Raw genomic sequence first — 13,027 nt, 5'->3', positions numbered from 1 at the left:
AAGGGATTTTCCTCCATGAAGCTTCGCAGCACCGCCGCCGCCGCCGCGGCCGCCGTCGTCCTCGCCCTGACCGCCACCGCCTGTGGCGGCGGCTCCGACTCGGGCAGCAACGGCGACAAGATCAACGTCGGCATCAAGTTCGACCAGCCGGGCCTCGGCCTGAAGACCCCGGACGGCAAGTTCGCCGGTTTCGACGTGGACGTCGCCCGTTACGTCGCCAAGGAGCTCGGCTACTCGGAGGACAAGATCAACTTCAAGCAGGCGCCGAGCGCCGAGCGCGAGAACCTGATCAAGAACGGTGACGTGAAGTTCGTCGTCGCCAGCTACTCGATCAACGACAAGCGCAAGAAGGAGGTCGACTTCGCGGGTCCGTACTTCCTGACCCACCAGGACCTCCTCGTCCGCGCCGACGACAAGTCGATCACCAAGGTCGAGGACCTCAACGCCAAGAAGCTCTGCTCGGTCACCGGCTCGACCTCCGCGCAGAACGTCAAGGAGAAGCTCGCCCCGAAGGCCGACCTCCAGCAGCTCGGCGGCTACTCCGAGTGCCTGACCGGCCTGGAGAACAAGGCCGTCGACGCCCTGACCACGGACGCCTCGATCCTCGCGGGCTACGCCTCGCAGAAGGAGCACCAGGGCAAGTTCAAGCTCGTCGGCCTGAAGATGAGCGACGAGAACTACGGCATCGGCGTCAAGAAGGGCGACGACGAGCTGCGCGGCAAGATCAACAAGGCGCTGGAGAAGATGGTCTCCGACGGCACCTGGGAGAAGCTCGTCAAGCAGCACTTCGGCCCCTCGGGCTACCAGTACGAGCCCGCGCCGAAGGTCGCGAACTGACCCACCCCGCCCGATGCCGTGACGGCCGCCCGCGCACGGGCGGCCGTCGCACCGGCACCGGCCGCCGCCCACGCGGCGGCCTCCACACCGACCGACCACCAGGGGAGAGCGCGGGGCATCGTGTTCGACTTTCTTGATTCCGGGCAGTACGACCTGCTCGGCGCCTTCTGGGTGACGGCGCAGCTCGCCCTCTACTCGGCGATCGGCTCACTGGTCTGGGGCACGGCCCTGGTGGCCATGCGGGTCAGCCCGGTACCGCTGATGCGGGGCTTCGCCACCGCGTACGTGAACATCGTCCGGAACACTCCGCTGACGGTGGTCCTCGTCGCCTGCCTGCTGGGCCTCAACCAGACCCTTCTCATCTCGCTCGGAGCCGAACGCTCCGAGGACATCGGCTTCCGGCTCGCCGTCCTCGGCCTCGTCGCGTACACGGGCACCTTCGTCTGCGAGGCCCTGCGCTCGGGCATCAACACCGTGCCGCCGGGCCAGGCCGAGGCCGCCCGCGCACTGGGCCTCAGCTTCACCCAGGTCCTCAGGCTCGTGGTCCTGCCGCAGGCCTTCCGGGCCGCGGTGGCCCCGCTCGCCAACGTCCTGATCGCCCTCACCAAGAACACCACCGTGGCGGCCGCGATCGGCGCCGCGGACGCGGCGTTCCTGATGAAGGCGATGCTCGAGAACGAGGCCGACGCGCTCTTCGCCGTCTTCGCCGTCTTCGCCTTCGGCTTCATCGTCCTCACCCTCCCCACCGGCCTGATCCTCGGCTGGGCGGCCAAGCGACTGGCGGTGAAGCGATGACCTCCGTCCTGTACGACACTCCGGGACCACGCGCGAAGCGGCGCAACGTCCTCTACACGATCGTCTTCCTGGCCGTCCTCGCCCTGGTGGGCTGGTGGGTGCTGGGAGCGCTGAACGCGAAGCATCAGCTGGACGCCGACAAGTGGAGCCCGTTCGTCACCGACTCCCGGGTCTGGACGACGTATCTGCTGCCCGGTCTCACCGAGACCCTCAAGGCCGCCGCGCTCTCCATCCTCATCGCGCTGCCCCTCGGGGCCCTGCTCGGCATCGGCCGGCTCTCCGACCACCGCTGGGTGCGCGTCCCGGTCGGCACGCTCGTGGAGTTCTTCCGCGCCATCCCGGTCCTGCTCCTGATGATGTTCGCCAACCAGGCCTACCGGGAGTTCACGACCGTCAGCTCCGACTTCCGCCCGCTGTACGCGGTCGTCACCGGCCTGGTGCTCTACAACGCCTCGGTGATCGCCGAGATCGTCCGGGCCGGTGTGCTCTCCCTGCCGCGGGGCCAGGGTGACGCGGCCGTCGCGCTCGGCATGCGCAAGGGCCAGACCATGCTGTACGTCCTGCTCCCGCAGGCCGTGACCGTCATGCTCCCGGCTCTGGTCAGCCAGCTCGTCGTCATCGTCAAGGACACCGCGCTCGGCGGCGCCCTGCTCGGCTTCGCGGAACTGCTCAGCCAGAACCGGCAGATCACGGCCAACTACGGCGCCAACACGATCGCCACTCTCGTCGTCATCGCGCTGATCTACATCCTCCTCAACTCCCTCCTCACCACCCTGGCGGGCCGCCTGGAGAGGCGGCTGCGGCAGGGCAGGAAGTCCCCCTCGGTGACCCTCCCGGCCCAGGCGGGCTCCACCGAGGTGAAGTCGGAAGCCGTCAGCGGCGCCTGACTCCGGAGGCCGTCCGCGGGCCTGTGGGGGCCCGCGGGGGCCTTCGTGGACCGACCGGGGTGGGCCGGAGCGGTACTGACCCGAGGTCAGCCGCACCGCGCCCACCCCGTCGCTTGACGCGGGCATCCTCAGTGGGTTGCATACGGTCTGTGATCAACCACCGGGCTCGTGCCACACTCAGCTGTGCTGCCCTCATGACCGTCCGGCCTTCAGGAGCCGCGCCGTGGACCCGGTGATCATCGTGGGCGCGGGACCGGTCGGCCTCGCGCTCTCCCTCGCGCTCGCCGCGCAGGGCGTGCCCAGCGTCGTCCTGGACGAGGGCTCCGGCAAGGAGGAGTCCCGCCCGGCCCGCAGCGTCGTGCTGCGCGCCGACATGGCGGCGATGGTGGAACGGCTCGGCTGCACGACCCTGCGTGACGAGGGCGTCCGCTGGGTCGGCTGGCGGGGGCTGCGCCGCCGCCAGGAGGCCCGCCGGCTGACGCTCGACCTGGGGCTCGGTGGCACGGAGGAATGGTCGGAGGACCCCGACGCGCCCGCCACCCCGGCCGCCCCGCTGCACATCCCGCAGCACGCCCTGGCCCGCGGACTCCGCGACGCCATCTCCCGGCAGAAGCTGGTCCGGCTCGTCACCGAGGCCCGGCTCGACACCATCGAGCAGGACCCGGACGGAGTCGTCGCCCACACCCGTGGCCCGGAGGGCACCTGGTGGCGCGGCAGCCACCTGGTCGGCTGCGACGGCGCCCGTTCGACCGTACGCAAGCTGCTCGGGATCCGCTTCCCCGGCCGCACGGCGGTGGAGCGGCACGCCGTCGCCGCGCTCCGCACCGAACTCCCCTGGCCCGGAGAGGCCCTGTTGCACCGTCAGCCCCCGTGGCGCGGCGCGGCCCAGGAGATCACCGCGCGACCGCTGCCCGACGGGGTGTGGCGGATCGACTGGCTGCTGCCGCCGCGCGGCGACCTGGTCACCCCGGACGCGCTGATCGCCCGGATCCGCGAGACCCTGGCCGGCTGGTGCGACGGGGTGACGCCCCCGTACGAACTGATCGACACCGGCGTCCACACCGTGCACCACCGGCTCGCCCGCCGCTGGCGGGTGGACCGGGTCCTCCTCGCCGGAGACGCGGCGCACCTGCTCGGCGCGGTCGGCACCCAGGGCCTCGACGAGGGGCTGCGGGACGTGGACAACCTCGCGTGGAAGCTCGCCCACACCTGGCACCACGGCGGTTCGGAGAGGCTGCTCGACAGCTACCAGAGCGAGCGGCGGACCGCCGTCGCCACCCGGCTGCGCGCGGCGGACCAGTCACTGCCGGTACTGCGCGGCGGCGGGGGCCTGCGGACGTACCTCCCGGGGGCTTCGCGCGGTCACGACGCCCTGTTGACCGACGGCCATGTGGGACGCGGCCCGCTCGGCGCGCCCCCGGCGTACCCCCACTCCCCCCTCGCGCCTCCGTACGCCGAGGGGCATGCGCCGGTCGGCACCCCCGCGGGCGCCCCGGTCGAGGACGTCCGCGTGACCGCCCCGGACGGCACGACCGTACGGCTCCGGGACCGCCTCGGCCAGGGCCGCCTCCTGGTCGTCCTGGTCGCACCCGGCACCGGTGTGTGGGACCGGCGCCACTGGCGGAGCGCGGGGTTGATGCCGCGGCTCGAAGAGGCGGTCCAGGCACTGCCGGTGAAGGCCGAGGTGCTGGTGACGGAGGCCTACCCGGGGGCTCCGGCCCACACCGTCCTGCTCGTGCGGCCCGACGGGCACCTCGTCGCCTCCTTCTCCGGGGTCCGCCCGGAGGAGCTGTACGCGGCGGCGGACGCGACCCGCGGCGGCGACGCGGCCACGGAGGGGGAACCCGGCGAGGAACCGCCTGGGAAGTCGGGCAAGGCGAGCGCCAAGGCGGGCGAGGTGTCGCGCGAGGCAGCGGCCGGCGTGGTCGCCACGGCGAGTGACCGCACGGCGGACATCCATTGATTCGCGCAGGCGCGCATGGTGTACTCCGGAGCGTGACCGACACCGATGTGCGCCTGTGGCGGAGGGTCCATATGGACCTGCTCCGCTATGCGGGCTGCGTGTGTCGCCCGTCCTGCTGATCTCGCCCCTTTCCCCGCGCGCGTCCCGCCACTGACGCATGTCCGTGTGCCGTGTGCCGTCGCGCGCTCTTTCGCGAACCTCAGGACGGTCACCCGTGCCCCAGCACGTCACTTCCTTTCCCCCTGCCGCCTCCCCCGCCCCCTCTCCGACGTCGGCCGAGCTCCTCGACTTCGTGCGGCGTACGGCCGCCGACCGGGAACTGGTCGACTCCCTCCCCCTCGACCCCGAAGGCCGCACGTGGGTGCGGCTCGACGGCCCCGGCGGCAGCGAGGCCTGGCTCATCGGCTGGCCGCCCGGCACCGGCACCGGCTGGCACGACCACGCCGAGTCGCTGGGCGCCTTCGCGACCGCGCGCGGCACGCTGACCGAGAACTCCCTCGCCGTCCGGCTGCCCGCCGACGGCTGGAAGACCCTGGAACTGACCGACGGCCTCGACCGCTCCCGGCGGCTGTCGGAGGGCACCGGCCGCGCCTTCGGCCGCCACCATGTGCACGAGGTGCTCAACGCCTCCCCGGACACCCACGCGGTCTCCGTGCACGCCTACTATCCGCCGCTCCCGCTGATCCGAAGGTTCAGCCGGACGGGCGCGGTGCTCCGCCTGGAGCAGGTCGAGCGTCCGGAGGACTGGCAGTGAGCGAGGAGCGGGTGGGCATCGACGAGCTCCTGGAGCGGGTCAGGGCGGGCCTCGACCGGATCGAACCCCGGGCCGCCTACGAGGCGTACGAGGCGGGTGACGCACTCCTGGTGGACACGCGCTACGCGGCCCTGCGCGAACGGGACGGCCTGATCCCGGGCGCGCTGATCGTGGAGCGCAACGAACTGGAGTGGCGCCTCGACCCGCTGGGCAGCCACCGTGCGGTGGAGGCCGTCAGCCACGACCTGCGGGTGGTGGTCCTCTGCAACGAGGGTTACGCCTCCTCCCTGGCCGCCGAGTCCCTGCGCCGCCTGGGCCTGCACCGCGCGACGGACCTGATCGGCGGCTTCCAGGCCTGGAAAGCCGCCGGCCTCCCGGTCCTCCTGCCCAACACCACCACCTGACCTCCCGTCACCCGGACGCCCTGGGCCACCTGGGCTGATCAGGGGGTTCCTGCCCAGGGGTCCCTGCCCAGGGGGTCCTGCCCGGGAGATCCCGGCACCAGGAACCCCGGCCATGGCATCCCCGCCCAGGGTCGTCCCGGCCCAGGCTTGGCCGGGCCGGGCTTGGCCGGGCCGGGCTTGGCCGGGCCGGGCTTGGCCGGGCTTGGCCGGGCCGGGCCGGACGAGTCCTTCTGTCCCCCCGCGTCAGAAGGACTCGTCCAGCCCGTCCGTGTCCTCGCCCTCGGCCTCCAGCGCCTGGCGGACGACGCGGAGGGCCATGCCCTCGGGGTACCCCTTCCGGGCGAGCATCCCCGCGAGCCGTCTCAGGCGCCGGTCGCGGTCGAGGCCGCGGGTGGCACGCAGCTTGCGGTCCACGAGCTCGCGCGCCGTGGCCTCCTCCCGCTCGGAGTCGAGCTGGTCCACCGCCTCCTGGATGAGGGTCGGCTCGACTCCCTTGGTACGCAGCTCCCTGGCGAGGGCCCGGCGCGCGAGGCCTCGGCCATGATGACGGGACTCCACCCACGCCCCCGCGAAGGCGGCGTCGTCGATGAGCCCGACGTCCTCAAAGCGGGAGAGGACCTCCTCCGCCACCTCGTCGGGGATTTCCCGCTTGCGCAGCGCGTCGGCGAGCTGTTTGCGCGTGCGGGGGGTCCCGGTGAGCAGGCGCAGGCAGATCGCGCGCGCCCGCTCAGCCGGGTCCTGGGGTGACGGCTCCTTCTCGGCCCTCGACGAGTCGGGGCTGTCACCCGGCCATTCCGTGCGGCCGGTCACGGGTTCAGCTCTTGACCGCGGTGGCCTTGGTCGCCTTCGCGGTCTTGCTCGCGGGAGCCGGGACGCTCTTGGCGTCGTCCGCACCGGCCGCACCGGCCGCGTCGGCGGCGCCCGCCGCGTCCGCACCCGGCTCGGTCGCCGGAGCCGCGGGCCGGACGCCGACGCCCAGCTTCTCCTTGATCTTCTTCTCGATCTCGTCGGCGAGGTCGGGGTTGTCCTTCAGGAAGTTACGGGCGTTCTCCTTGCCCTGGCCGAGCTGGTCGCCCTCGTACGTGTACCAGGCGCCGGCCTTGCGTACGAAGCCGTGCTCCACGCCCATGTCGATCAGGCCGCCCTCGCGGCTGATGCCCTGGCCGTAGAGGATGTCGAACTCGGCCTGCTTGAAGGGGGGCGCGACCTTGTTCTTGACGACCTTGACGCGGGTGCGGTTGCCGACCGCGTCCGTGCCGTCCTTGAGGGTCTCGATGCGGCGGATGTCGAGGCGCACCGAGGCGTAGAACTTCAGGGCGCGGCCACCGGTCGTGGTCTCCGGCGAGCCGAACATCACGCCGATCTTCTCGCGGAGCTGGTTGATGAAGATCGCGGTGGTCTTGGACTGGTTGAGCGCGCTGGTGATCTTCCGGAGGGCCTGGCTCATCAGACGGGCCTGGAGACCCACGTGCGAGTCGCCCATCTCGCCCTCGATCTCCGCACGCGGGACGAGCGCGGCGACGGAGTCGATGACGATCAGGTCGAGGGCGCCGGAGCGGACCAGCATGTCGACGATCTCGAGGGCCTGCTCGCCGTTGTCCGGCTGGGACAGGATGAGGTTGTCGATGTCGACGCCGAGCTTCTTGGCGTACTCGGGGTCGAGGGCGTGCTCGGCGTCCACGAAGGCGACCTGGCCGCCGGCCTTCTGGGCGTTGGCCACGGCGTGCAGGGTCAGGGTCGTCTTACCGGAGGACTCCGGTCCGTAGATCTCCACGACACGGCCGCGCGGCAGGCCGCCGACGCCGAGGGCGATGTCGAGGGCGGTCGATCCGGTGGAGATCACCTCGATCGGCTCCTGGGTGCGGTCGCCCATGCGCATCACGGCGCCCTTGCCGAATTGGCGTTCAATCTGTGCGAGCGCGGCGTCGAGCGCCTTCTCGCGGTCGGTTCCTGCCATGGGTTCCACCCGGTTTGCTTGAGTCGATCGCTTCATGTGAAAGACGCTAACCCCTGCCACTGACAATGGGCCCCGACGTCCCCTCCGACCTGTGGATAACTCGGCGACAAGCCCGTGATTCCAAGGGCCGGGCTTCCATGAGAATGGATGTTCGATTTTAGTGTCAAGCGCACCACGCGGTCTCCGGCGGACCCCCGCAAGGTCTGTCCGAGCCGCCAGGTGTCGCCTCGGCGCACGCCGGGCTCCGAACGGGGAAGTGCGGCACGCGGGGCCTCATGGGCTCCGCTCCACGGGCCCCCCGGGCCCCCCTCTCCGGTCCAGCGGACCCGCGACCTACTGACAGCCGGCCCCCACCGGCAGCAGCTCCGGGCGCTTGGCCTGGCGGTCGTCCCCGGACGAGCGGCCGCGCAGGCGGCGGCCGAGCCAGGGACCGAGGAAGGACCCCGCCCAGCGGAGCTCGACGGCCACCGCGCGCAGGCCCGCGGGAAGGGCCTGCGGTGGCAAGGGGCGGCTCCAGGAGTCGTCGGAGCCGGGCAACGCGAGCGCGTGGGCCACGGCGGCGGCTATGCGCGCGTGGCCGATCGGACCGGCGTGCAGCCGGTCGGGGCTCCACAGCCGGGGGTCGGTGACGACGGGGTGGTGGGCGGTCTCGACGACGGTGACGCCGTGCCGGTGCGCGGCCGCGCGGAGCCGGTCGTTGAGCGCCTCGACGCGAGGAGCGAGCGGGCGGGCGAGCGGGATGATCCGGCCGACGTCGGGGAAGGCGAGGGTGGCGACGCGGGCCCCCTGCCCGGTCAGCGCGGCGAACATCGCCTCCAGGTGCCCTGCCGTCGCGTCCACGTCGAAGCGGGGCCGCAGCAGGTCGTTGAACCCGGCGACGACAGTGGCGAGGTCCGGACGGAGCGCGAGGGCGGGGCCGAGCTGCTCGGCGCGGACCTGCCCGGCGAGACGGCCCCGTACTGCCAGGTTCGCGTACAGCGCGTCGGGCCGCTCACGGGCCAGGAGTTCCGCGAGCCGGTCCGCCCAGCCGCGCAGCCCGCCGGCGTCGTCGCCGTCACCGACCCCTTCGGTCTGACTGTCGCCCAGGGCGACATACCGCAGAAACGTGCCGTCCGACATGGACTCCGCCTTCCCCTCGACTCCTTCATCATAGGCACTTTCTTTACTAAGCAACTCGTCGAGCAGGCTACGGAGACCGTCCTCCGGCCTATCCTTCGACGCATGCCCCTCCCCCTCCGCGTCCCCGGCGGCGGCCGCCTGTCGCCCAGGGCGGCCGACGCCCTCGTGGCGGGAGTCGTCCTGCTCGTCGTGGCCGTCTGGACGCTGGTCTCGGCGCGGTACGCGAGCGAACCCGCGCTCCGCACGGCGCTCGGCTGGGCGCTGGTCCTGACCGGCTGCGGGGCGCTGTACCTCCGGCGGCGGCAGCCGGTCGCCGTGGCCGTCACCACGCTGCTCGCCTGCGCCGTCTACTACCCGCTGTCCGCCCAGGACGGGCCGCTCATGATCGCCTTCGCCCTCGCGCTGTACACGACCGCCGCCGAGGGCCGGTTCGCCGCGGCCGTCGCTCTCGCCGCCGTGACCCTGCTCGCGGTCGGCTTCGGCGAGATCCGGCAGCAGCCGGGCCACCGGCAGATCGACGACACCTCGCTCGCGATGCTGGCCGGGTGGCTGATCAGCCTCGTCGCCGTCGGCCGGGCCCAGCGCACCCGGATGGCCTACCTCCACGAGGTGGAGCAGCGGGCGCTCGCCGCCGAGCGGGAGCAGGAGGCCCGCGCCCGGCAGTCCGCCACCGAGGAGCGGCTGCGGATCGCCCGGGAGGTGCACGACGTGCTCGGGCACAGCATCTCGCTGATCAACGTCCAGTCGGGTGCGGCGCTGCACCGCCTCGGCAAGAAGCCGGCCCCCGAGGCCGGGCTCGTCACCGCCACCGAGGCGCTGGAGGCGGTGAAGGCGACCAGCAAGGACGCGCTGCGTGAGCTGCGGGCGACCCTCGGGGTGCTGCGCCGGGCCGACGAGCCCACCCCGACCACGCCGTCCTCCGGTCTCGCGCTCCTCGGCGACCTCGCCGCGCGCGCCCGGAGCGCCGGCCTCGACGTCCGTACGCACACCACGGGCACGCCCGTACCCCTGCCGCCGCCCGTCGACCTCGCCGCGTACCGCATCGTGCAGGAGTCGCTGACGAACGTGACCCGCCACGCGGGCGCGAGGACCGTGTCGATCACCCTGGACTGGGGCGCCGAGGCGGTACGGCTGCGGATCTCGGACGACGGCGTCGGCGCGCCGGAGGGCCGGCCGCTGGGCAGCGGCATCCGGGGCATGGCCGAGCGGGCCCGCGCGTTCGGCGGGGAACTCACCGCCGGGAACGAGGACGGCGGCGGCTTCCTGGTGGACGCCCGGCTGCCCCTGACGGCGACCACACCACCCCCCACCGTGTCCGGAAGGGACTCCCGATGATCCGTGTCGTGCTCGCCGACGACCAGACCCTGGTCCGGGCCGGCTTCCGGTCGATCCTCTCCGACGAGGAGGACATCGAGGTGGTCGGCGAGGCCGGGGACGGGGCGCAGGCGATCGGGCTCGCCCGCGAACTACGGCCGGACGTCGTCCTGATGGACATCCGCATGCCGGTGCTCGACGGCCTGGAGGCCACCCGCCGCATCACCGCCGACGCACGGCTCGAAGGGGTCCGGGTGGTCGTCCTGACCACCTTCGACGCGGACGACCATGTGTACGGGGCGCTGCGCGCGGGTGCCTCGGGCTTCCTCGTCAAGGACACCGAGCCGATGGAACTGCTCCACGCGGTACGGGTCGTGGCGCGCGGCGACGCCCTGATCTCCCCGGCCGTGACCCGCCGCCTGATCGCCGAGTTCGCCGGTCTCGCAGGCCGGCAGCCGGACCCGAGCCCTCGTCTGAACGCCCTCACCGAGCGGGAGCGCGAGGTCCTCGGGCTGGTGGGCGCCGGGCTCTCCAACGACGAGATCGCCGGCCGGCTCGTCCTCTCCCCCGCCACCGCCAAGACCCACGTCAGCCGCATCATGACCAAACTGGCCGTGCGCGACCGGGCACAGCTGGTGATCCTTGCGTACGAGTCCGGGATGATCACCCCGGGCTGGCTGGCCTGAACCCCTAAGGGTCCCCACGCGCCGCGGACAACTCAGGGGGTACGCGCGCGTGGGGCGGCACAACCGCCGGGGTACGTCCGGTGCCCACCCCGGGGTGACGCGGGGCCCCTGACCGTACGCCCACGCTGACCGGGTGAACCAGGACGTACTCGATCTCGCGCGGCTGCAGTTCGCCCTCACCGCCGGCGGCCACTTCCTCTTCGTCGCCCTCACCCTGGGGCTCGCGACCGTCGTGGCCGTGCTCCAGACCAGGGCGACGTTCAGCCGGAAGCCGCTCCACGCGCGCATGGTGCGGTTCTGGGGTCAGCTGTACGTGATCAACTACGCGGTCGGGATCGTCACCGGCCTCGTGATGGAGTTCCAGTTCGGCATGGCGTGGAGCGGGCTCACCCACGAGGCGGGCAACGTCCTCGGAGCCTCGCTCGCCGTCGAGACGATCGTGGCGTTCTTCGTCGAGTCGACCTTCCTCGGCCTGTGGATCTTCGGCTGGAACCGGCTCAACCGCTGGGCCCACCTGGCCGCGATCTGGATCGTCGTCCTGACCGCCTACCTCTCGGCGTACTGGATCCTCGTCTCCAACGGCTTCCTCAACCACCCGGTGGGGTACGCCTCCGAGGGCGGCGAACTGGTCCTCGACGACCCGGTCGCCGTCCTCACCAACCCCTCCGCGCTGCTCGCCCTCGGGCACGTCCTGGCGGGCGCGCTGCTGACCGCCGGGTTCTTCATGGCGGGGGTGAGCGCGTACCACCTCTTCCGGCGCAGCCCGGAGTGGGAGTTCTTCGGCCGCAGCCTGCGCGTCGGGGTCTTCCTCTCGGCGCCCTCGCTGATGGCCGCGGCCGTCTTCGGCGGACTGCAGTTCGGCACCCTCACCACCTTCCAGCCCATGAAGTCGGCCGTCTTCAACGGGAAGGAGGCCGAGATCGCACGGGTCCAGGCGGAGATGACGGACCGCTTCGGGCCGGGCGACTACGTGCCCTCGGAGGCGTGGACCCGGGGCGGCGGTCTGGTGATGCTCATCTGCTTCGCGCTGATGATGTACCTCTGCTTCGCCGGGGTGATCCTGGCCTGCTTCAAGAAGGCCGTCTTCCGTTTCCGGCTCTGGCACCTCGTCCTGATGGCGGCCGTGCCGCTGCCGTACCTCGCGATGATCGCCGGCTGGGTCTTCCGGGAGGCGGGACGGCAGCCGTGGGTGGTGTACGGGCTCCTCAAGACCGAGGACGCGGTCTCGGACCTCTCCCCCGGCACCATGCGTCTCTCCCTCACCGTCTTCACCACGGTCTTCGTCCTGCTCGCCGTCCTGAACGCCTGGCTCCTCACCCGGCACGCCCGTCGTGGCCCGGTCGAGTCAGGCCTCGGCCACGACGAGCGTCCGGACCCGCGCGACGGAGCGGACGAAGCGCCACCCGCCGACCCGGCGGACTCGCTCCCGGCTCCCCGCTACTGACAGCCCCGCACCACCCGTCACCGATACCGAGGAGCCCCCGTGGAGACCATGGAGACCCTGGCCATCGCCCTGCTCGCCTTCTTCGCCGCGGGCTGGTTCGTCTTCGCCGGAGCGGACATCGGCACCGGCATGCTCATCCCCTGGCTCGGCCGGAGCGATCGCGAGCGGCGCCTCGTCCTCGCCTCCTTCGCCCCCTTCTTCCTGGGCAGCGAAGTCTGGCTGGTCGCCGCCGCCGGCGTCCTCGTCGGCTGCTTCCCCGCCCTCGAAGGGGAGCTCCTGAGCAGCCAGTTCCCGGTCCTCGTGGCCCTCCTGACCGGCTGGGTCCTCCGGGACGCGGGGCTCTGGACGCGCGGCCGGGGCCCCGGGCCCCGCTGGCGCGCGGGCTGCGACGCCGCCGTGGCGTGCGGCAGCTGGACCGTGGCGCTCTCCTGGGGGTGGCTGCTCGCGGCCCTCCTGACCGGGCGCCCGTACGACCCGGCGACGGGCCCCACGGCGGTGCTCGCCGCGCTCGCCGTGGCCGCGCTGTTCGCCGCGCACGGGCTCGGTTTCGCCGCGCTGCGCCTCACGGGGGTGCCGTACGAGCGGGCCCGACGGCTCGTCGGACGCACCGGGCGCCCCTGGCAGTCCTTCGCGCTCACCGGCTTCCTGCTCGCCGGGCTGCCGCTCTCGGCGGGCACCGCACTGCCGCTGGCCGCGCGGACCGCCTCCCCCGCGACGCTCGGCCTGCTGGTGCCCACCCTGCTGGTCGTCACCCCGCTCCTGGTGGCCGTCCAGGCATGGATCTGGCACACCTTCCGGCACCGGGTGACCGGCCCTTCGTACCTCTGACCGGGCAGAAGACCAGGACTCCTCCCGTCAGGACTCCTC

At 72.5% G+C, this 13,027-nt stretch carries 15 protein-coding genes; 11 read left to right on the top strand and 4 right to left on the bottom strand.

Annotated elements, in window-relative coordinates; genetic code table 11:
* Positions 1–15: 15 nt before the first annotated feature.
* The gene (locus ACZ51I_RS30005; protein ID WP_468882072.1) at positions 16–837 is read left to right on the top strand and encodes a glutamate ABC transporter substrate-binding protein; all 822 of its coding nucleotides are present in this window, start codon (positions 16–18) and stop codon (positions 835–837) included.
* Here ACZ51I_RS30005 and ACZ51I_RS30000 read toward each other — a convergent pair.
* Positions 801–956 (bottom strand): hypothetical protein, encoded by a 156-nt coding sequence (locus tag ACZ51I_RS30000; RefSeq protein WP_468882070.1) that lies wholly within the window; start codon positions 954–956, stop codon positions 801–803. The two genes, ACZ51I_RS30005 and ACZ51I_RS30000, sit on opposite strands and share 37 nt — an antisense overlap.
* A gap of 1 nt (position 957) precedes the next feature.
* Here ACZ51I_RS30000 and ACZ51I_RS29995 point away from each other — a divergent pair, with 1 nt between their 5' ends.
* The 6 genes from ACZ51I_RS29995 (at position 958) to ACZ51I_RS29970 (ending at position 5,640) form a co-directional block, all read left to right on the top strand.
* Complete coding sequence (locus ACZ51I_RS29995) at positions 958–1,632, top strand: amino acid ABC transporter permease (protein WP_468882067.1); 675 nt, start codon at positions 958–960, stop codon at positions 1,630–1,632.
* On the top strand, positions 1,629–2,519 hold the full coding sequence (locus ACZ51I_RS29990) for an amino acid ABC transporter permease (RefSeq protein ID WP_468882064.1): 891 nt from the start codon (positions 1,629–1,631) through the stop codon (positions 2,517–2,519). Before ACZ51I_RS29995 ends, ACZ51I_RS29990 begins: the two co-directional genes overlap by 4 nt.
* A gap of 223 nt (positions 2,520–2,742) precedes the next feature.
* Complete coding sequence (locus tag ACZ51I_RS29985; protein ID WP_468882063.1) at positions 2,743–4,482, top strand: FAD-dependent monooxygenase; 1,740 nt, start codon at positions 2,743–2,745, stop codon at positions 4,480–4,482.
* A 32-nt stretch (positions 4,483–4,514) separates the two neighbouring features.
* The gene (locus ACZ51I_RS29980) at positions 4,515–4,601 is read left to right on the top strand and encodes a putative leader peptide (RefSeq protein ID WP_311307652.1); all 87 of its coding nucleotides are present in this window, start codon (positions 4,515–4,517) and stop codon (positions 4,599–4,601) included.
* 95 nt (positions 4,602–4,696) lie between these two features.
* Positions 4,697–5,236 carry a cupin domain-containing protein gene (locus tag ACZ51I_RS29975; RefSeq protein WP_468882060.1) on the top strand — a complete coding sequence of 180 codons (540 nt, stop codon included), beginning with the start codon at positions 4,697–4,699 and terminating at the stop codon, positions 5,234–5,236.
* Positions 5,233–5,640: a rhodanese-like domain-containing protein gene (locus ACZ51I_RS29970; protein ID WP_468882059.1), complete on the top strand. Its 408-nt coding sequence runs from the start codon at positions 5,233–5,235 to the stop codon at positions 5,638–5,640. The genes ACZ51I_RS29975 and ACZ51I_RS29970 overlap by 4 nt, the downstream gene beginning before the upstream one ends.
* A gap of 243 nt (positions 5,641–5,883) precedes the next feature.
* Here the strand turns inward: ACZ51I_RS29970 and recX are convergent, their stop codons facing one another.
* The 3 genes from recX to ACZ51I_RS29955 all read right to left on the bottom strand — a co-directional run bounded on the left by recX (position 5,884) and on the right by ACZ51I_RS29955 (position 8,716).
* Positions 5,884–6,450, bottom strand: a complete 567-nt coding sequence (recX, locus tag ACZ51I_RS29965) for a recombination regulator RecX (protein WP_468882057.1) — start codon at positions 6,448–6,450, stop codon at positions 5,884–5,886.
* 4 nt (positions 6,451–6,454) lie between these two features.
* The gene (gene recA / locus ACZ51I_RS29960; protein WP_468882230.1) at positions 6,455–7,606 is read right to left on the bottom strand and encodes a recombinase RecA; all 1,152 of its coding nucleotides are present in this window, start codon (positions 7,604–7,606) and stop codon (positions 6,455–6,457) included.
* A 324-nt stretch (positions 7,607–7,930) separates the two neighbouring features.
* Positions 7,931–8,716, bottom strand: a complete 786-nt coding sequence (locus ACZ51I_RS29955) for an SGNH/GDSL hydrolase family protein (RefSeq protein ID WP_468882055.1) — start codon at positions 8,714–8,716, stop codon at positions 7,931–7,933.
* Positions 8,717–8,818: 102 nt separating this feature from the next.
* Here ACZ51I_RS29955 and ACZ51I_RS29950 point away from each other — a divergent pair, with 102 nt between their 5' ends.
* The 4 genes from ACZ51I_RS29950 to ACZ51I_RS29935 all read left to right on the top strand — a co-directional run bounded on the left by ACZ51I_RS29950 (position 8,819) and on the right by ACZ51I_RS29935 (position 12,988).
* Positions 8,819–10,051: a sensor histidine kinase gene (locus tag ACZ51I_RS29950; protein WP_468882052.1), complete on the top strand. Its 1,233-nt coding sequence runs from the start codon at positions 8,819–8,821 to the stop codon at positions 10,049–10,051.
* The gene (locus ACZ51I_RS29945) at positions 10,048–10,716 is read left to right on the top strand and encodes a response regulator (protein WP_468882049.1); all 669 of its coding nucleotides are present in this window, start codon (positions 10,048–10,050) and stop codon (positions 10,714–10,716) included. Before ACZ51I_RS29950 ends, ACZ51I_RS29945 begins: the two co-directional genes overlap by 4 nt.
* A 133-nt stretch (positions 10,717–10,849) precedes the next feature.
* Positions 10,850–12,160, top strand: a complete 1,311-nt coding sequence (locus ACZ51I_RS29940; protein ID WP_468882047.1) for a cytochrome ubiquinol oxidase subunit I — start codon at positions 10,850–10,852, stop codon at positions 12,158–12,160.
* A 48-nt stretch (positions 12,161–12,208) separates the two neighbouring features.
* Positions 12,209–12,988, top strand: coding sequence for a cytochrome d ubiquinol oxidase subunit II (locus tag ACZ51I_RS29935; protein ID WP_468882227.1), 780 nt, complete (start codon positions 12,209–12,211; stop codon positions 12,986–12,988).
* The last annotated feature ends 39 nt before the right edge of the window (positions 12,989–13,027 follow it).

It is taken from the genome of Streptomyces sp. NPDC034084, from assembly GCF_055575535.1.
Note: the sequence above shows the minus strand (reverse complement) of the source record. Positions and strands in the feature narration are given on the sequence as shown.